This is a genomic window from Undibacterium cyanobacteriorum (assembly GCF_031326225.1).
Taxonomy (GTDB): domain Bacteria; phylum Pseudomonadota; class Gammaproteobacteria; order Burkholderiales; family Burkholderiaceae_D; genus Undibacterium; species Undibacterium cyanobacteriorum.
Genome location: NZ_CP133720.1, coordinates 2,692,972 through 2,711,533 on the forward strand (window position 1 = coordinate 2,692,972; position 18,562 = coordinate 2,711,533).

General features: G+C 48.3%; 16 protein-coding genes. 11 read left to right on the forward strand and 5 right to left on the reverse strand.

Going from position 1 to position 18,562, the window contains the following annotated elements:
- Positions 1 to 141: 141 nt before the first annotated feature.
- The 5 genes from RF679_RS11350 to grpE all read right to left on the reverse strand — a co-directional run bounded on the left by RF679_RS11350 (position 142) and on the right by grpE (position 6,532).
- A complete protein-coding gene (locus tag RF679_RS11350) occupies positions 142 to 1,266 on the reverse strand; it encodes an acyltransferase family protein (RefSeq protein WP_309480742.1) in 1,125 nt (374 codons plus the stop codon).
- Positions 1,267 to 1,546: 280 nt separating this feature from the next.
- A complete protein-coding gene (gene can, locus RF679_RS11355) occupies positions 1,547 to 2,224 on the reverse strand; it encodes a carbonate dehydratase (protein ID WP_309480743.1) in 678 nt (225 codons plus the stop codon).
- Positions 2,225 to 2,405: 181 nt separating this feature from the next.
- A complete protein-coding gene (gene dnaJ, locus RF679_RS11360; protein ID WP_309480744.1) occupies positions 2,406 to 3,524 on the reverse strand; it encodes a molecular chaperone DnaJ in 1,119 nt (372 codons plus the stop codon).
- Positions 3,525 to 3,736: 212 nt separating this feature from the next.
- The gene (dnaK, locus tag RF679_RS11365; protein WP_309480745.1) at positions 3,737 to 5,674 is read right to left on the reverse strand and encodes a molecular chaperone DnaK; all 1,938 of its coding nucleotides are present in this window, start codon (positions 5,672 to 5,674) and stop codon (positions 3,737 to 3,739) included.
- A gap of 243 nt (positions 5,675 to 5,917) precedes the next feature.
- Positions 5,918 to 6,532, reverse strand: a complete 615-nt coding sequence (gene grpE / locus RF679_RS11370; protein ID WP_309480746.1) for a nucleotide exchange factor GrpE — start codon at positions 6,530 to 6,532, stop codon at positions 5,918 to 5,920.
- A gap of 532 nt (positions 6,533 to 7,064) precedes the next feature.
- Here grpE and rfbB point away from each other — a divergent pair.
- The 11 genes from rfbB to RF679_RS11425 all read left to right on the forward strand — a co-directional run bounded on the left by rfbB (position 7,065) and on the right by RF679_RS11425 (position 18,401).
- Complete coding sequence (rfbB, locus tag RF679_RS11375; protein ID WP_309480747.1) at positions 7,065 to 8,123, forward strand: dTDP-glucose 4,6-dehydratase; 1,059 nt, start codon at positions 7,065 to 7,067, stop codon at positions 8,121 to 8,123.
- Between the two features lie 90 nt (positions 8,124 to 8,213).
- A complete protein-coding gene (gene rfbA / locus RF679_RS11380; protein WP_309480748.1) occupies positions 8,214 to 9,098 on the forward strand; it encodes a glucose-1-phosphate thymidylyltransferase RfbA in 885 nt (294 codons plus the stop codon).
- 98 nt (positions 9,099 to 9,196) lie between these two features.
- The gene (gene rfbC / locus RF679_RS11385) at positions 9,197 to 9,760 is read left to right on the forward strand and encodes a dTDP-4-dehydrorhamnose 3,5-epimerase (RefSeq protein ID WP_309480749.1); all 564 of its coding nucleotides are present in this window, start codon (positions 9,197 to 9,199) and stop codon (positions 9,758 to 9,760) included.
- On the forward strand, positions 9,757 to 11,316 hold the full coding sequence (rfbD, locus tag RF679_RS11390) for a dTDP-4-dehydrorhamnose reductase (protein ID WP_309480750.1): 1,560 nt from the start codon (positions 9,757 to 9,759) through the stop codon (positions 11,314 to 11,316). The genes rfbC and rfbD overlap by 4 nt, the downstream gene beginning before the upstream one ends.
- A gap of 5 nt (positions 11,317 to 11,321) precedes the next feature.
- Positions 11,322 to 11,825, forward strand: coding sequence for an acyltransferase (locus RF679_RS11395; RefSeq protein WP_309480751.1), 504 nt, complete (start codon positions 11,322 to 11,324; stop codon positions 11,823 to 11,825).
- A 46-nt stretch (positions 11,826 to 11,871) separates the two neighbouring features.
- A complete protein-coding gene (locus tag RF679_RS11400; protein WP_309480752.1) occupies positions 11,872 to 12,993 on the forward strand; it encodes a DegT/DnrJ/EryC1/StrS family aminotransferase in 1,122 nt (373 codons plus the stop codon).
- 48 nt (positions 12,994 to 13,041) lie between these two features.
- Positions 13,042 to 14,325, forward strand: a complete 1,284-nt coding sequence (locus RF679_RS11405; protein ID WP_309480753.1) for an O-antigen translocase — start codon at positions 13,042 to 13,044, stop codon at positions 14,323 to 14,325.
- Between the two features lie 48 nt (positions 14,326 to 14,373).
- Positions 14,374 to 15,849, forward strand: a complete 1,476-nt coding sequence (locus RF679_RS11410; RefSeq protein WP_309480754.1) for a hypothetical protein — start codon at positions 14,374 to 14,376, stop codon at positions 15,847 to 15,849.
- 67 nt (positions 15,850 to 15,916) lie between these two features.
- Positions 15,917 to 16,717, forward strand: coding sequence for a glycosyltransferase family protein (locus RF679_RS11415; protein ID WP_309480755.1), 801 nt, complete (start codon positions 15,917 to 15,919; stop codon positions 16,715 to 16,717).
- A 36-nt stretch (positions 16,718 to 16,753) separates the two neighbouring features.
- Positions 16,754 to 17,764 (forward strand): UDP-glucose 4-epimerase family protein, encoded by a 1,011-nt coding sequence (locus RF679_RS11420; RefSeq protein ID WP_309480756.1) that lies wholly within the window; start codon positions 16,754 to 16,756, stop codon positions 17,762 to 17,764.
- A 76-nt stretch (positions 17,765 to 17,840) separates the two neighbouring features.
- Positions 17,841 to 18,401, forward strand: coding sequence for a sugar transferase (locus RF679_RS11425; protein ID WP_309480757.1), 561 nt, complete (start codon positions 17,841 to 17,843; stop codon positions 18,399 to 18,401).
- Positions 18,402 to 18,562: the final 161 nt, after the last annotated feature.

The following is an 18,562-nucleotide window of genomic DNA, read 5'->3' on the forward strand; positions in this document are numbered from 1 at the left end:
AACGCACCGCATCTTTCGATACAGTGCGTTTACAAAAAAAAGTAAAACCTAGTGGTCTCAAAAATCGACCATCAAGCGGGCAACAGTGAAAACTCAACTCAGGACAAAACCGGTGCAGATCAACTTCACGAACGCGCTCATCTAGGGAAACCAACGTGAACGCAAACGCATGAACGGGGATTCAAGGTAACGAAACATGAGAAACGCTGACAAGCCACTCGCAACAAACATCAATGCGATCACGACGGCTTGATCCATCTCCCACTGCCACTTCTGCAAAGGCGTGACCAGGGCGTTCATCAGTGGCTTATGAATCAAGTACAAGGCATAAGAACACAGTGCTAATGTTTCGGCGCCAGGAATGCGCCAACGAGAGAGGTACGAATGTGGACTCAAGGCCGACAGCACCAAGTAGGCAAAAGCCACTGACAAAATCGAATACCCAAAAGTCGTCGCAAACCACAGAAAGCCAACTTCATTGTCATAGCTAAATTCTTGAAACAGAACGACGGAAAATACCAACAGGGCTCCACCTTTTATCAAGTGAGTTTGCGCTTTCTGCATAAAGGCATTCCATCGCTCATGATGAAAATTCTTGATCAGTGCGATTGCCACTCCGGGCATCAATTCATCCATGCGCCCCCAGCTTGGATAGTACACATAGGTCCGATATAAGCCACCGTCGGCTCCAACTTTTTGCAGCATCCAACAACGCGCGATTGCGCATGAGATCATCGTCACCCCTATCACCCACCACATCGCTTTCACTGAGCGACAAAAGCCCAAACACAGGACTGCGATCAAAGGCAATACGAAATAAAACTGCTCTTCGACACACAATGACCAAGCATGTGAAAAAGCTGAACCTGGGACAAGATGTAGATTCTGCGTAAAGCTTAAAAACTGCCACAGCGGAGTGACTTGATTACCGCCGGCTTGCTGAGGAAATAGAAAATAGATCGCTAGTACAAACCAATAATTGGGCAAGGTTCGCAAGGCACGCCGTCCGTAAAAACGTGCAATACGCAAACGGCCACGAGCCGCCATTTCGGAAAAAATCTGGTCGCCAATCAGATAACCACTCAAAACAAAAAAGAGATCGACGCCCATCCATCCAATTTCACTGAGTAGTCCAAAACTCGCTTGATTGCTCACAAACACCATATAGTGATACATCATGACGAGCAAAATCGCGACGGCGCGCAAACTATCTAAACCGTGATGACGAGGGAGACTACTGGAGGCTTGCAGATTTGCTGTAGACATGCGATGTTGACTCTATAAAGAAACGTAAAGATCGGAACTCAAAAGAGAAACTTCAGTTTGCACCGATATCAAGTACCGTCCAAAAAGTGTGGAGAGTGTAATCATCCTCGCCCCAAAAGTCACAAGTTTGGCGACACCATTTTCCTTCTTCGTCACATTCACGATGTCTCGCACAAGTTAAAACAATAAGGTGATAGCGTGGGCGCGCAGACAAAAAAAATAGCGAAGACTGGCTTCGCTATTTTTTGATTGATGGTGCAAAAGACGCCGATCAAGCGTTTTATTTTTCCGCGCTCGTGTATTTCGTCATGCTGCGTTCCAAATGCGGAGCCAACATTTGCGGAGAGGTGATGGTCATTCCCAACTCGCTTAACAAGCCATCTTGAATGCCATACACCCAACCATGCACGGCCACTTCTTGTCCACGCTCCCAAGCATCTTGAATGATCGTCGTTTGGCAAACATTGACCACTTGTTCGATCACATTGAGCTCGCACAAACGATTGAGCCGCTCTCTCGCAGGCAATACTTCACCAAGATATTTCTCATGCTTTTGTGCGACGTCTTGCACGTGGCGCAACCAATTATCCGCCAAACCAACCCGGCGCCCGGTCAAGGCTGCCTGCACACCAGAACAACCATAGTGACCGCATACGATAATGTGCTTCACCTTCAACACATCGACCGCGAACTGCAGCACGGATAAGCAATTCAAATCCGAGTGCACCACGACGTTGGCGATATTGCGATGGACAAATAATTCGCCCGGCAATAAACCCAATAATTCATTGGCCGAGACTCGGCTATCGGCACAACCGATCCACAAATATTCAGGGCTTTGTTGAGCCGCAAGTTTCTTAAAGAAATCGGCGTCCTGCCCCACAATACTTGCGGCCCAACGACGATTGTTTTCAAACAACTGGTCAGGCGTAACGCTATTTTTTTGCAATTCAGACATGTAAAACCTTTGCTATTCTTTCATGGCCGACATTTTACCGTTTCTAGAGGATTTCACCTAATTTCCTCTCGCAAATGGCTACGCATTAATCAAAAGATTTGCTTGAGTTTTAATGCGAAAAGGCGAAAAAAAACGCGAATCGGTTTCGCCATTCGCGCTTTTCGGTTCGGTTGCCTTCCGGTTATTCGAAAAACTTCTTCACCTTGTCCATCCAGGTCTTGCTTTGTGGGCTATGTTTTGAGCCACCTTCTACCGTCAACTGTTCGAAGTTACGCAGCAAGTCTTTCTGTTTATCAGTCAACTTGACTGGCGTTTCAATCACCACGTGACAGAACAAATCGCCGGCATAACCAGAGCGCACGCCCTTCACACCTTTACTGCGCAAGCGGAAGGTCTTCCCTGATTGCGTTCCTTCAGGGATGGTAAACGTCGCTTTACCGCTCAAAGTTGGGACTTCAATATCGCCACCCAAAGCTGCCTTCACAAACGAAATCGGAATTTCGCAATGCAAATCATCGCCATCACGTTGGAATACTGAATGCGGCTTGATTTGAATCTCGACATACAAATCGCCTGGAGGTCCGCCATTGATACCTGGCTCGCCATTTCCAGAAGAGCGAATACGCATGCCATGATCAATACCGGCTGGCACTTTCACTTCCAAAGTCTTGTTGCGCTTGATGCGGCCGGTTCCGCTACATGGGCTGCAAGGATCCGTAATCATTTTGCCTGTGCCGTGGCACTTAGGGCAGGTTTGAGAAATACTGAACAAACCTTGTTGCATACGGACATTGCCATGGCCGCCGCAAGTCGTACATGTCACTGGTGAAGTACCAGGTTTCGCGCCAGAACCATGACAGGTTTCGCAGCTGTCGTAACTCGGAATACGGATCGTGGTATCAAAACCATTGGCCGCTTGTTCCAAAGTAATTTCCAAGTTGTAGCGCAAATCGGCACCACGATAGACTTGTGGACCTGCACTACGGCGACCGCCACCGAAGATATCGCCAAAGATATCGCCAAAGGCATCAGCAAAACCAGCACCATGGCCACCGCCGCCACCGCCCATATTAGGATCAACGCCAGCATGACCATAGCGATCGTATGCTTCGCGTTTCTGCGGATCAGACAACATCTCGTAAGCTTCTTTGGCTTCCTTAAACTTCTCTTCAGCCGTTTTACTATCCGGATTACGGTCCGGATGGTATTTCATCGCCAACTTACGATACGCTTTTTTGATCTCATCATCGGAGGCATTTTTTGCGACGCCCAGAATCTCATAAAAATCACGCTTCGCCATCTCGATTACACCTTGTTTTCATTTAGTAATTCAAAATCTCAAGGAAACAAAAAATTTCGAGCTCCCCCAGAATAATTCAAAACCCTTCAACGCCGAGACGCTGAGACACAGAGAAAGGCGGAGATAATGATATCCTCTGCTTATCTCAGCGTCTCAGCGTCTCAGCGCCTCAGCGTTGAAGGGTTTTACCTAATTTATTTGGTAGCCCTCAATTACTTGGCGTCTTTCACTTCTTTGAAATCGGCGTCAACGACGTCATCATCGTTTGGCTTGCTGTCTGCACCTGGCGCTGCACCCGCTGCGCCACCTGCCGCTGCTTGCTGTGCTTGCATGTCAGCATAGACTTTTTCGCCGAGCTTTTGCGATGCAGTCGACAAGTTACCGATCTTCGTATCGATCTCGGCTTTATCGCCCGCTTTCAAAACATCTTCCAACTCTTTGATGGCGCTTTCGATTTTCTCTTTTTCGCCAGCGTCGAGCTTGTCGCCGTGCTCAGCCAAAGCCTTCTTCGTTGAGTGGATCAAAGCATCGCCTTGATTACGGGACTCAGCCAATTCTTTGACTTTCTTGTCTTCTTCCGCATTCATCTCAGCATCTTTCACCATTTTTTGGATTTCTTCTTCCGTCAAACCAGAGTTGGCTTTAATGGTGATCTTGTTCTCTTTACCGGTCGCTTTGTCTTTCGCGCCAACGTGCAAAATACCGTTCGCATCGATGTCAAAAGTCACTTCAATTTGTGGTGTACCACGTGGTGCTGGTGGAATGCCTTCCAAGTTGAATTCGCCCAAACCTTTATTACGTGCAGCGATTTCGCGTTCACCTTGGAACACTTTGATCGTTACCGCAGGTTGATTGTCATCCGCAGTGGAGAACACTTGGCTGAACTTGGTTGGAATCGTTGTGTTCTTCTGAATCATCTTCGTCATCACACCGCCCAAAGTCTCGATACCCAAAGACAATGGTGTCACGTCCAACAACAAAACGTCTTTACGATCACCTGACAAGACAGAACCTTGGATCGCTGCACCAACTGCAACTGCTTCGTCTGGGTTCACGTCTTTACGTGGCTCTTTACCGAAGAATTCTTTGACCAATTCTTGAACTTTCGGCATACGTGTCATACCACCGACCAAGATCACGTCATCGATGTCAGAAGTTTTAACGCCTGCATCTTTGATCGCCAAACGGCATGGTTCCATGGTTTTTTGGATCAACTCTTCAACCAAAGCTTCCAACTTCGCACGTGTAATCTTCAAGTTCAAGTGCGTTGGTGCGCCATTTGCCATGGCAATGTATGGCTCATTGATTTCCGTTTGTTGGGAGCTCGACAATTCAATCTTCGCGCGTTCTGCAGACGCTTTAATACGTTGCAAAGCGATTGGATCTTTGGACAAATCGATGCCGTTAATTTTTTTGAATTCGTCGATGATGTAGTCGATCACGCGTTGGTCGAAGTCTTCACCACCCAAGAACGTATCACCGTTGGTCGACAACACTTCGAATTGCATTTCGCCATCAACGTCAGCGATTTCGATAATGGAAACGTCGAACGTACCACCACCCAAGTCATACACAGCAATCTTGCGATCGCCTTTTTCTTTTTTGTCGAGACCAAACGCCAAAGCTGCTGCTGTTGGTTCGTTGATGATACGTTTAACGTCCAAGCCAGCGATACGACCCGCATCCTTAGTCGCTTGACGTTGTGCATCGTTAAAGTACGCTGGCACAGTAATAACTGCTTCAGTCACTTCTTCGCCGAGATAGTCTTCGGCGGTTTTTTTCATCTTACGCAAAACTTCAGCGGAAATTTGTGGTGGCGCCAATTTCTTGTCGCGCACTGTCACCCATGCGTCGCCATTGTCTGCCTTAGAAATGCTGTATGGCATCAAGCCGATGTCTTTTTGTACTTCTTTTTCATCGAACTTACGGCCGATCAAACGCTTCACCGCAAACAAAGTGTTTTTTGGGTTGGTCACTGCTTGACGCTTCGCGGAAGCACCAACCAAGATTTCTCCATCTTCCTGATACGCAATAATCGAAGGAGTGGTACGTGCGCCTTCTGCGTTTTCAATCACTTTAGGCTGGCCACCTTCCATCACTGCCACGCAGGAGTTGGTTGTACCCAAATCAATACCGATCATTTTTCCCATGATATTTTCCCTATCTAAAAATTATATTTTTTAAACCTGGTGGAAGCGTTTTACTGAAAAATTCATTCCATTTGCTTCCGTCTGAGTCCGATGTAAGGCGAAAAACCACAATTTCAAGTCAAATTTTCGACTTTTTTCAGTTTTCTGGTCACTTTCTGACTATTGTGACCGTTTTCCTTAGATCTTCCTCTGTTTTTTATTGTTTTAAGCCTATCTCAGGCTTTAAATAAGCAGTGATAAATCTTATTTCCCTTGCGCTACCGTCACCAAAGCTGGACGTAACAAACGATCGGCAATGGTATAACCTTTTTGCAATACTGTAACGATCGTATTCGCTTCTTGATCCGCTGGAACCATAGATATCGCTTGATGCTTCATAGGATCCAGCTTGTCACCCTGCTGCGGATTGATTTCCATGAGGCGATTCTTTTCAAAAGCCGCACTCAATTGTTTCAGTGTCATTTCTACGCCCTCTTTGAGCGATTCAACCGTCGGCGCTTCAACTTTCAAGCCCATTTCCAAGCTATCTTTCACCGGAACTAAAGACTCTGCAAAGCTCTCGATCGCGAACTTGTGCGCTTTTGAGATATCTTCTTGCGCACGGCGGCGGATGTTTTCACCTTCAGCCTTGGCGCGCATGAAAGCATCTTGCAATTCCAATACTTTCGCTTCCAATTGAGCCAATACCTCGGCAGAAACACCAGGCTCCACCGTTTCGTCAGCAGCCGCGCTTGCGCTTGCGCCAGCATCGGCTGCCGCAGCATCGGCTGCCGCAGCATCCGCTGCAGATTCATTTGTCACAATAGTTTCAGGCGCTTGGTTTTCAGCTTGTTCCTGATTCTTTTCTTGTTCTTGCATCAAAATTCTCCATTCGGGGTTCGACTATCAGCCGACGTATATGGCACTGAGTTTCGTCATTTCAAGAGCATTTCTATGAAAAAAGGCTCACTTTCTACGAATAAATACGCCAAAAATTAAAAATAAGGAATAAATGAAACTGAATATAATCATTAAAGCTAATCATAAAGACAATTTGCTATAAGCATCGACAGCGCTTCGATGTACCGCTGAGAAAAAAAGAAAGCTAAGCGAAGCATTTCTGTCGGGCCGACTCTATCATTGAACAAAATAAGATTTAATTTAAAGGCATGATGTTTTTGCACCAAAAATACATCAAGGAGCCTCAGAGCCCGTCAACATCGATCTGCAAAACTCTCAGCAACAGCATCATCAACGCGTGCGACGCAGCCTCGAAACAAGAACGTTACAAAGTCGACCTCACTTTTCAACGCTAGCCTTCATACTTATCGTAAAATGGCAGGTTTTGGTCATCTTACAATGAATGCCCGCCTCTTTGAGAACGGTGGGCATGATACAAAATGGATCCATTATGATTTTAGTAACTGGTGGTGCGGGCTTTATTGGCTCCAATTTCGTACTCGGCTGGTTAGCGACGCAAACTGAAAGCGTTCTTAATCTCGATAAGCTGACCTATGCGGGCAACCTCAACAATCTCGCTAGCATTCAAGGCGATCAGCGTCATATTTTTGTGCACGCCGATATCAACGACAGCGCCAAACTGGATCAGCTTTTCGCCGAACACCAACCGCGTGCTGTTGTGCACTTTGCAGCAGAAAGTCATGTAGATCGTTCGATTCATGGTCCATCAGCGTTTATCGAAACCAATGTCAACGGCACTTTCAAGTTATTAGAAGCCACGCGCGCCTATTGGCAAAACCTCGATGAAGCTCGAAAAGCATCGTTCCGCTTTCTGCACGTTTCCACGGATGAAGTGTACGGAAGCTTAGAAAAGGACGATCCTCCGTTTTCTGAAACAACACCGTATGCGCCCAATAGCCCTTACTCGGCTTCCAAAGCTGCTTCGGATCATTTAGTGCGCGCCTATCATCACACCTACGGCTTGCCTACGCTCACCACCAATTGTTCGAACAATTACGGGCCTTATCATTTCCCAGAAAAATTAATCCCATTGGTCATCACCAATGCCCGTGCTGGAAAAGATTTGCCGATTTACGGTGATGGCAGCCAAGTTCGCGACTGGCTATATGTCGCCGATCACTGCGCCGCAATCCGTCAAGTACTAGAAGCAGGTCGCCCTGGCGAAACCTATAACATTGGTGGCTGGAATGAAAAAACCAACTTGAACGTGGTTCATACCATTTGCGATTTGCTCGATGAATTGCAAGCGAAGAGTAGCGGTAGCTACCGCGATCAGATCAAGCATGTCAAAGATCGCCCTGGTCACGATAAACGATATGCGATTGACGCACGGAAAATCGAACGCGAACTTGGATGGAAACCGGTTGAAACTTTCGAAACCGGCCTGCGCAAGACAGTGCAATGGTATCTCGAGAACGACGCTTGGACTTCGCAAGTACTGTCAGGCGAATACAAAAATTGGGTCGCCTTACAGTATCAACAAGCATAAGCTGGGCATTCAAAAACCTCAGTCAACATAACAAACACCTTAGCCCCAGTCTGAAGTCAAACAAGCTGACACAGACTGTCCGGAGACAACATGACAACTCTCAAAAATCGTAAAGGCATCATCCTTGCTGGTGGTTCAGGAACACGCTTATATCCAGTGACAAAAGCCGTTTCCAAGCAATTGCTGCCGGTGTATGACAAACCGATGATTTATTACCCGCTGACGACTTTAATGTTAGCCGGCATTCGCGACATCTTGATCATCTCGACACCACAAGACACACCTCGATTTGAAGAGTTGCTCGGCGATGGATCGCAATGGGGTATTCAGATTCAGTATGCAGTGCAGCCCTCACCTGATGGTTTGGCGCAGGCTTTCATCATCGGCAAAGAGTTTGTTGGCGATCATCCATCGGCGCTGATTTTGGGTGACAACATTTACTATGGTCATAGCTTTGAAAACCAACTCACTGCGGCCAACCAGAATCAACATGGCGCGACGGTATTTGCTTATCACGTCAATGACCCAGAACGTTATGGCGTGGTGGAGTTTGATGCGGATAATAATGCTGTCAGCATTGAGGAAAAACCACTCAAACCAAAATCCAATTATGCCGTCACCGGTTTGTATTTCTACGATCAGCAAATTTGCGATATTGCCGCGAATATCAAACCCTCTGCGCGTGGAGAATTGGAAATTACCGATGTCAACAATGTCTACCTCAAGCAAAATCAACTGAAGGTACAGTTGATGGGTCGAGGTATGGCTTGGTTAGATACTGGAACCCATGAGTCTCTTTTGGAAGCAGGTCAATTCATTGCGACGATCGAAAAACGTCAGGGTCTGAAAGTCGCCTGTCCTGAAGAAATTGCCTTTCATAAGGGCTATATCGACGCCGATAAATTAGAGCAATTAGCACAGCCATTAAAGAAAAATGAATATGGCCAATATTTGCTCCGATTGATCAATCGATAGGCTTTTGAAGAAGGTTTTGACGCGCGTCGCGACTGCAATCAAGCCTTCATCGAATCTCCGTAAAGTAGCACCGAAACAACACCATAAAAAATAGTAGTATGAAAATTAAAGAAACAAATCTTGCAGGTGTGTTAATCATTGAGCCCACCGTGTTTGGCGATGATCGCGGCTTTTTTTATGAGAGCTTCAATGAGCAGAAGTTTGAACAACTAACTGGCCTGCGCCCTCGCTTTGTACAAGACAATCACTCCAAATCGTCGGCTCACGTTCTACGCGGCATGCACTATCAGATCAAGCAAGCGCAAGGAAAATTAGTCCGCGTGATTTCCGGTGAAGTCTTTGACGTTGCGGTCGATTTACGCAAGAACTCCCCCACTTTTGGTCAATGGACTGGGACGTATTTGTCCGCGCAAAACAAGCTGCAAATGTGGATACCTGAAGGTTTCGCTCATGGCTTTGTGGTGACGAGCGATAGCGCTGAGTTCCTGTACAAGACGACCGATTTTTGGGCCCCAGAATATGAACGCTGCCTCATGTGGAATGATCCTAGCGTCAACATCGATTGGCCACTCACTGGCGCCAACGGTGCAAGCTTCGGACCGATCATGTCCGCTAAAGATTTGGTCGGCAAAGCATTGGCAGACGCTGAGGTCTTCGAATGACGATCAAGGTCTTGATCACCGGTAGTTCAGGTCAAGTTGGGCGTGCCTTAGTTGAACGCCTACGTCAACAAACAAGCGACTACATCGTCTTGGCCCCACAACGCGCTGAGCTTGATTTGCTCAATACGACGGCGATTCAGGACTTCGTCTTGCACAATCGCCCCGCCATCATCATCAATCCCGCTGCCTATACAGCCGTGGATCTTGCGGAGGACGATACAGAGACTGCTTACCGCGTCAATGCCGAAGCGCCGCAAGCTTTGGCAGAAGCAGCGGCCAAGCTGGGCATTCCGCTGATTCATTTTTCGACCGACTACGTGTTCGACGGTGAAAAACGCGACCAACAAGGGCAGCTCGTTCCCTACCATGAATCCGAGGCATGCGCCCCGATCGGTGTGTATGGCGCAAGCAAACGCGCTGGCGAACTCGCTGTGATGCAAAGCGGTTGCCGCCACATCATTCTTCGCACTAGTTGGGTTTATTCGGACTTTGGTAAGAATTTTATGCTAACCATGCTGCGACTCGCTGGTGAGCGCGAACAACTGAGCATCGTCAACGATCAATGGGGCGCACCAACTTCCGCTTTATGGATTGCTGAAGCCTGTATCGACATCATGCAACAGGCTTTGCGCGCCACCTATGGCGAGGCAAGCTCGACCGTACGTTTAAACACATCGGCAGACTCAACTGAGTTGACCGAGTCTGCACAATGGTGGCGAACTCATGGCGGAGTGCTGCACTTGACCCCTCGCAACTGGACAAATTGGCAGCAGTTTGCGGCCGCCATCATGCAGCAAGCACACAGCCTACAGTTGATCAACAAGCTGCCCGAAGTGAAAGGGATTCCTGCAGCCGCCTACCCGACTCGCGCCAAACGCCCTAGCAACTCAATGTTAAATACCGCGCGTCTGCGTGACCTATTCAACATCGAAGCCCCATTGTGGGAAGATGGTTTGCAAGCATGCCTGCGCCGTATCTATGACGAGAAAACAGAAACAAACACTGACACCGGCAAAGGAAACGGCATGAATGTCAAACTTAAAGATGAGCTCAAAGACGAGCTCAACGACAAGCCTACTTCGTCGGTACAAATTCCTTATCAGAATCCCGCCTTCCGTTTGTTAGGCGACGAGCGTGGCAGTCTGATCGCGGTGGAAGGCAACAAAGATGTGCCATTCGAGATCGCGCGGGTCTACTATATTTTCGGCACCAAAGATGGCGTAGAACGTGGCTTCCATGCGCACAAAGCACTCAAACAAGTCGCCGTTGCTGTGCGTGGCTCATGCATTATGAAACTCGACGATGGCCAAGAGCAGATTGATATTCTGATGAACGATCCGGCCAAGAGTGTATATATCGCGCCTATGGTGTGGCATGAGATGCGTGAGTTCAGTGAAGACTGTGTCTTATTAGTATTCGCTGATCAAGGCTATGACGAAAGCGATTACATTCGTAATTACGATGCTTTCATGGATGCAGTGAGGCTCGCAAAAAATAGTGCGACGGCATTGTCTTCTATTAAAAATAGTATCGCCAACACGGCGAGCAAGGAATGAAGTGTATGAGCACAACTGTGAGCACAACTATGAGCACAAGTTCGAGCCAAATTCACCCCAGCAGCGATGTCCAAACCAGTGCGATCGGGCAAGGCACCCGCGTTTGGCAATACGTGGTGATCTTAAGCCAAGCTCAAATTGGTGCGGACTGCAATATTTGCTCACATTGTTTGATCGAAAATGATGTGATTGTCGGTGATCGCGTCACCATCAAAAGCGGTGTGCAATTGTGGGATGGTTTGAGAATTGCCGATGATGTTTTCATCGGTCCCAATGTCACCTTCAGCAATGATCGCTTTCCACGTTCCAAACAGTATCCAGAATCTTTTCCGCAAACTGTTGTTAAGCAAGGTGCCTCGATTGGTGCCAATGCGACGATCCTACCGGGCATCTCGATTGGTCAATCTGCCATGATTGGCGCCGGTAGTGTCGTCACCAAAGATGTCCCCGATTTTGCACTCGTGGTCGGTAATCCCGCTCGCGTGGTTCGCTTTTTAAATGAAGCATAGTTCGCTTTTTTAAATAAAGAATAGTTCGCTTTTTGAATGAAGAAAAATGACAAATCCAGCCCACCCTCCTATTCCTTTTCTTGACCTCAAAAAACCTCATCAAGAATTACGCAATGAATTGGCCGATGCCTTTCATGCGGTGCTCGACAGCGGTTGGTTCATTCAAGGGCAACAACTCGTCGAATTTGAAAATGAATATGCGCGCTATTGCGGCAGTAAACATTGTGTTGGGGTTGGTAATGGTCTCGATGCTCTACACTTGATTTTGCGTGCTTATGGCATTGGTGCGGGTGATGAAGTGATTGTGCCATCCAACACCTATATCGCCACTTGGCTTGCTGCATCGTTTGCTGGCGCAACGCCTGTGCCGGTTGAACCAGACGCCAACACCTACAATATTGACCCCGCCTTGATTGAAGCGGCGATCACGCCACGCACCAAAGCGATTATGGCAGTTCATCTGTACGGCCAAGCCGCTGATATGAATCCGATCAATGCCTTAGCCAAAAAATATGGCTTGAAGGTGATTGAAGATGCAGCACAAGCCCAAGGTGCGCGCTACCATGGCAAACGCGCCGGTGCACTCGGCGATGCGGCTGGTCATAGCTTTTATCCCGGCAAGAATTTGGGTGCCCTGGGTGACGCTGGTGCGATCACCACTGACGACGATGAACTAGCGCACAAACTACGCGTCTTGCGCAACTATGGTTCGCAGGTCAAATACAAGAACGAAGTCAAGGGCTTTAACTCGCGCCTGGACGAATTGCAGGCGGCACTCTTGCGCGTCAAGTTGGCCAAGCTCGATACCTGGAATGAGCAAAGACGCAAACTCGCGTCGGTTTATTTGAATGAACTGCAAGGTATTAAAGACCTCGTCTTACCAAGTGCAGCTGAGAATAATGAACACGTCTGGCACGTCTTCGTTGTGATGCATCCACGCCGTGAGGCTTTGCAGCAGCATCTTCAAGCGATGGGCATCGGTACCGTCATCCATTACCCCCTGCCACCCCACTTGCAAGAAGCTTACGCGGAACTTCAACTCGGTGAAGGCAGTTTCCCGATTTCAGAACGTATTCATCAGCAAGTAATCAGCTTACCTTTAGATCCTTACTTGGGCGAAGAACAAGTGAAACAAGTGGCTGCTGCGGTGCGCGCTTTTGCTGCTTGATGTTGGCCATAAACGCCTTAGGCCCGTCGTCAGAAAAGTAGATCGCCCATGTCCTTAGTACGCACAAGTCTACTCAACGCCATTGCTGTCGGCATCCGCATGTTGGCGATGTTGGGGCTCAATAAAATTTTGGCGGTCTTGGTCGGACCGGCAGGCTACGCACTGTTTGGTCAATTCCAAAATGCGGTGACGGTGATCAATACCTTTGCCAGCGGCGCCATTAACACCGGTGTCACCAAATACACTGCGGAATTTCACAGTGATCCCCAAGCACAACACGCACTATGGCGCACAGCGGGCACCATCTCTATCAGTTGCGCGATGTTGGCTGCGATAGGGATTGCCCTCTTCCATGTGCAATTGGCAGAAGTCGTTTTGAAAGATAAACAGTTCGCCTCGGTTTTTTTGTGGCTCGCGGGCAGTTTGGTGCTGTTTGTGTTGAACACACTGCTGATGGCCATCCTGAATGGCAAGAAAGAAGTCGCCCTATACGTGAGCGCCAACATCAGTACCAGCATCGCCACCTTAGTCGCGACTTGGTTACTGGCACAGGTTTGGGGACTTAGCGGCGCTTTAATCGCGCTGTGCATCAATCAATCCGTCGTATTTTTCGTCACCCTCGCCCTCTGCTGGCGCCAAGCCTGGTTCAAGCTCAACTTCTTGTACGGTCAATTCGACCGAGACTTAGCGAAGAAGTTAGGCGCTTATGGATTAATGGCGATGGTGACAGCAATTGCCGTCCCACTGAGTCAAATTCTGATTCGCAATCATTTGGTCGACGCCTTTGGGTGGCAAGCAACCGGCATGTGGCAAGCGGTGACACGCATGAGTGATGTGTATCTCATGTTGATCACCACCACCCTCACCGTGTACTACCTACCACGTCTTTCAGAACTTCAAACGCGCGCGGAATTGATGGCGGAGATCAGTAAGGTTTCTCGTTTTATTTTGCCGCTAACTGCTTTCGGCGCTGGCCTCGTTTACCTGCTCAAAGATTGGATTGTGATGCTCTTGTTCACGCAAGAATTCAATGCGATGAAGGAACTTTTAGCTTGGCAGTTAATTGGTGACGTCATCAAAATAGGAAGTTGGATCTTTGGCTTTGTCATGTTAGGACGTGCCATGACTGCCGCCTATGTTTGGACTGAAATCATCTTCGCCGCCAGCTTAGTTGGCTTGACCTATTTGTTCACGCCCCACTTTGGTCTGCTCGGCTCGGTCCTAGCTTTCGCCTTGAATTATGTGTTGTATTGGATCTGTACTGCGGTGATTGTTTCTCGCTTGAAGTTCGATCACTCTAAAAATACTGAACCAAGCACTGCGCCAAACTAAGTCGCGAGCGTCTTTTGCTTACACCGCCACCTACCCAATCTTGAATCAATGTTAAACCAATTCCTTCTCACTTCTCAAGACATCATCAAGAACGCCGCGCGTCTTGACGACGCGATTCGAGCAGCACGCTTCTTGGGCGAGTTATGCTGGAAAAACAGTATCGGTTGTTACCAACTAATCGATCTCGAAAATCATTTGGCCGAGCGCTTCGCTGCAGAATTCGAAATGCAAGCCAAGCAGATTTTGGCGCAAGCGCAGACGAAAACCAAAATTCCTTACGTTCACGTCTTGACTAAAGCCTATGATACGGGTGGTCATACTAAAGTGGTTGAGCGTTTCATCGCCAGCCAGGCTTTACGAGCATCTGCAGTCGTCGTGACCGAAAAAGCACAGGCCAATTGTCAGTTGCGTTTGGCGAAGGCGGCCCATGGTCTACACACATTTCCAGCGAAGCTCAGCCCACACGCGAAAATCACTCGCCTACTGGAACACTTTGCGAATGCTGAGACCGTGGTCTTGCATATCCATCCCAACGATATCGAAACCGCACTCGCAGCTCTTTTAGCGCGACGTTGGTTCGGGACGAGCATTTTTTTTTACAACCATGCCGATCACGTGTTCTCCTATGGCTATGCCAGCGCAGATCAGGTGCTCGAACTCAGTTATTTTGGATGGACACTCGCGCAACGCCGTGGCACGGATAGCAAAGCCCACTTTGTCGGCATCCCCCTCAATCTGCCGGAAGTTGCCAGCGCGGTGCCGACAAAGGAGCAATCTGCGCAATCTGAGCACGCTCAAGAAAAACAGCTCGCGAACAACTCTAACGAACAAAAGCGTACTGCCTACCTCGCTAGTTCCGGATCCCCTTACAAGTTCAAACCAAGCCAAGGATTTTCTTTCCCTCAGGTCGCACTTGAACTCTGCCAGAAATCCGGACTCGCCATGACACTGGTCGGCCCCCATCCTTGGCGCGATTGGTGGTGGTGGAAGCCACGCTTGAGTCTGGGGCAAAGCCTACGGTTCACCGGCAAACTCCAATATCAGGACTACCTCGACTGCATCACTCATGCGACGGCGTATATCGATAGTTTCCCCATGACTGGCGGCACAAGCTTTTCTGAGATCCTCTGCCAAGGCGTGCCCTGCTTCGGCATACTAACGGGCGCCCATGGCTACTCCCCCGCAGATCAACTCAAATCCGCGGACCAAACGAGCATGATCCAAGATGTCTTACGCCATCTCGACCATCCACAAGTCGTGCGTGAGAAAATTGCCCAGCTACAACACGAAGTCCGGCAAGCACATGCACTAGAGATCGTTGCAGGGCGCATCGTCCACCTTAAGAATCACCCACAAGACCGACAAGCACCACCATGGCGCAATCCAGTTCCCGTGGACACCACTTTTTATGAGAAAATTTGGCAATCGCAAACGCTATTCAGCCCACCAGTACACAGTCGGCCCGATTGGAAAATAGGCATCGCATTTTTGCGGCTGTGGTGGAATAAGAAAAAACTTGGGTAAAACGCGTTGAGAACAAAATGTAGTCAACAACAAAATACGAAAATACGAAAAACAAGTTAGAGAACGCATGAAGCACATCGCCATCATTAGCCACGGTCATCAAGACTTGCTGATCAACAGCAAGCTCGGTGGTCTCTTGGGCGCTGCGGATTGCACCATCTGGGTCAAGGACAATCGGCCTTCGAGTGAATTGAAATCCTATTGCGAACAGCATCGCGCACTCGGTGTCCATTACAGTGATGCCAAACCGGGACTTGGCTTTGGAGAAAACAATAATTTCTTGTTCGCCCAAGTCGAGCGTGAAGTTGGCTTTCAGACGGGCGATATCTTCATCGTGATGAACCCCGATATTACGTGCGACATCGCCACCATTGATGCATTCGCCGAGCAAATGAAGAGCCAAGGGCATCAGCTCGCGACCATCAATTTATACCGCGACACGAATTATCAAGTTCCTGATACCAATATTCGCCACTTCCCTGGCATCCTTTCGATCATCAAAATGCCTATCGTGAATTCCTTTAGTGAGACCTACGATAAGCAAAAGTTTGGCAGCATCGAGAGTATTGCGGTGGAGTGGGCTTCCGGTGCTTTTTTGGGATTTGAACCTGAACATTTTCGCCGCTTAGCGGGTTTCGATCCAGCCTATTTCATGTACTTTGAAGATGTCGATATCTGTTACCGCTCGCGCCGCGACTTACAGCAGCAAGTGTATTTTTATCCCAAGTTGAAAGCGGTCCATCTTGCACAACACAAGAATCGCCAATTGTTTTCACAACACGCGAAATGGTTTTTCCAAAGCTTCTTTACTTTTTTAGTGCGCCGTTACCTTCGCCGTGCCAAAGTCAGGTCGCACCATGCGTCCTAAGATTTTTGAAATGACTACCTCCTCAAAGTGCTGACTATGTCGGATACCGCCTCAACATTTCCCGCAGTTTTGATTACCGGAGCCAATGGTTTCGTCGGTCAACGACTCGCTCAGACTTTACATCAAGCGGCTTATCCCTTGCGTTTATGCACACGCAAAACTTGGCAGCTACCGAATGCGGAGCAAAATCCGGCCAAGCCATCGGCAAATATCCACTACTTTGCAGTTGGTGATTTGAGTGACAAAACCGATTGGAGCACCGCGCTGACAGTCGATGGAGAAGCGGTTGAGGTCGTGGTGCATTGTGCTGCCCGCGTTCACGTCATGAACGATACTTCCGCTGATCCGCTAGCCGCCTTTCGTGCGCTCAATCGAGATGCCAGTATCGCCTTGGCACAGCAAGCCGCAAACGCAGGTGTTAAACATTTCATCTATCTGAGTTCAGTCAAGGTCAACGGCGAACAAACAACGGGCGGTAAGGCTTTTCAAGAGAGCGATACGCCAGTGCCTAGTGATCCTTATGGCATTTCTAAATGCGAGGCCGAGCAAGCACTGCTGGCGATTGGCGCAAAAACTGGAATGGCAGTAAGCATCATTCGCCCACCACTTGTGTACGGAGATGGTGTCGCTGCCAATTTCCTCAGTATGTTGCGCTGGGTACGCAAAGGCATTCCACTTCCTTTGGGAGCGATCCGCAACCAACGTAGTTTGGTGTACGTGGCGAATTTGGTCGATTTTATTCGACACTGTATGCTGCGACCTGAAGCCGCACAGCAAATCTATTTGATTTCAGACGATCATGATTTGTCGACCAGCGCGCTGTTGCGAGCAGCGGCCAAGGCACAGAATAAACCAGCGCGTTTACTCCCGGTGCCCGCTGTTTTCTTATACGTGGGTGCCACCTTACTGGGCAAACGCGCCATCGCAGATCGTCTGTGTGGTTCGCTGCAAGTAGACATCAGCAAAGCCAAGCGTGACCTGCAATGGACGCCACCGTACTCAGTGGAGCAAGGTCTGCAGGATAGTGTTCGATCTTTCGAACGCTAGTACTTCAGACTTAAGTTGAACACAATAACGATAGAACAAAAACCCGTACCGATGACAAGTTTTAGATTGCAAAAAAATGAAACGACTTTCTGATCTCTTATTGGCCTTGTTGGCCAGCCTAATTCTCTTGATCCCATTTGTGATCGTCGCCTTGATGGTGCGCTTGACCTCCAAGGGTCCAGTGATTTATTGGTCCAATCGTGTGGGGCGCTATAACAAGATTTTCCGCATGCCGAAATTTAGAACAATGCGGGTTGATACTCCCGCTGTCGCCACTCACTTGTTGAGTAATCCTGATCAATATTTAACGCCAGTCGGTTCTTTTCTACGCAAATCCAGTTTGGATGAATTGCCACAACTGTGGAGTATTTTGGTTGGCGACATGAGCTTCGTCGGTCCACGCCCCGCCTTGTACAACCAAGATGATTTAATCGCTTTGCGTACTGAAAAAAATGTACACACCATTGTCCCGGGGTTGACGGGTTGGGCGCAAATTAATGGGCGCGATGAGTTACCGATTCCTCAAAAGGTCGAGCTCGACGCTTACTATTTGACACACCAATCCCTGCTACTTGATATTAAAATCTTATTTTTGACGTTTTTCAAAGTGATCAAACGCGATGGTGTGACACATTAAGCTAGGTGGAGCGGTCGGTTCATACTCAGCACCGGAAGCAGACTCATCGGGTCTGATTAAAACGCAAATCAATCAAGCGAATTAAACCAATCAAGCCAAACAAACCAATAATTCCAATTAAACAAGCGATGCATCCATCAACCACAACACTGATAAGAATA

Coding starts and splice junctions, on each gene's coding strand:
- RF679_RS11350 (WP_309480742.1), bottom strand. CDS start 1,266: ATGTCTACAGCAAATCTGCAAGCCTCCAGTAGTCTCCCTCGTCATCAC.
- can (WP_309480743.1), bottom strand. CDS start 2,224: ATGTCTGAATTGCAAAAAAATAGCGTTACGCCTGACCAGTTGTTTGAA.
- dnaJ (WP_309480744.1), bottom strand. CDS start 3,524: ATGGCGAAGCGTGATTTTTATGAGATTCTGGGCGTCGCAAAAAATGCC.
- dnaK (WP_309480745.1), bottom strand. CDS start 5,674: ATGGGAAAAATGATCGGTATTGATTTGGGTACAACCAACTCCTGCGTG.
- grpE (WP_309480746.1), bottom strand. CDS start 6,532: ATGCAAGAACAAGAAAAGAATCAGGAACAAGCTGAAAACCAAGCGCCT.
- rfbB (WP_309480747.1), top strand. CDS start 7,065: ATGATTTTAGTAACTGGTGGTGCGGGCTTTATTGGCTCCAATTTCGTA.
- rfbA (WP_309480748.1), top strand. CDS start 8,214: ATGACAACTCTCAAAAATCGTAAAGGCATCATCCTTGCTGGTGGTTCA.
- rfbC (WP_309480749.1), top strand. CDS start 9,197: ATGAAAATTAAAGAAACAAATCTTGCAGGTGTGTTAATCATTGAGCCC.
- rfbD (WP_309480750.1), top strand. CDS start 9,757: ATGACGATCAAGGTCTTGATCACCGGTAGTTCAGGTCAAGTTGGGCGT.
- RF679_RS11395 (WP_309480751.1), top strand. CDS start 11,322: ATGAGCACAACTGTGAGCACAACTATGAGCACAAGTTCGAGCCAAATT.
- RF679_RS11400 (WP_309480752.1), top strand. CDS start 11,872: ATGACAAATCCAGCCCACCCTCCTATTCCTTTTCTTGACCTCAAAAAA.
- RF679_RS11405 (WP_309480753.1), top strand. CDS start 13,042: ATGTCCTTAGTACGCACAAGTCTACTCAACGCCATTGCTGTCGGCATC.
- RF679_RS11410 (WP_309480754.1), top strand. CDS start 14,374: ATGTTAAACCAATTCCTTCTCACTTCTCAAGACATCATCAAGAACGCC.
- RF679_RS11415 (WP_309480755.1), top strand. CDS start 15,917: ATGAAGCACATCGCCATCATTAGCCACGGTCATCAAGACTTGCTGATC.
- RF679_RS11420 (WP_309480756.1), top strand. CDS start 16,754: ATGTCGGATACCGCCTCAACATTTCCCGCAGTTTTGATTACCGGAGCC.
- RF679_RS11425 (WP_309480757.1), top strand. CDS start 17,841: ATGAAACGACTTTCTGATCTCTTATTGGCCTTGTTGGCCAGCCTAATT.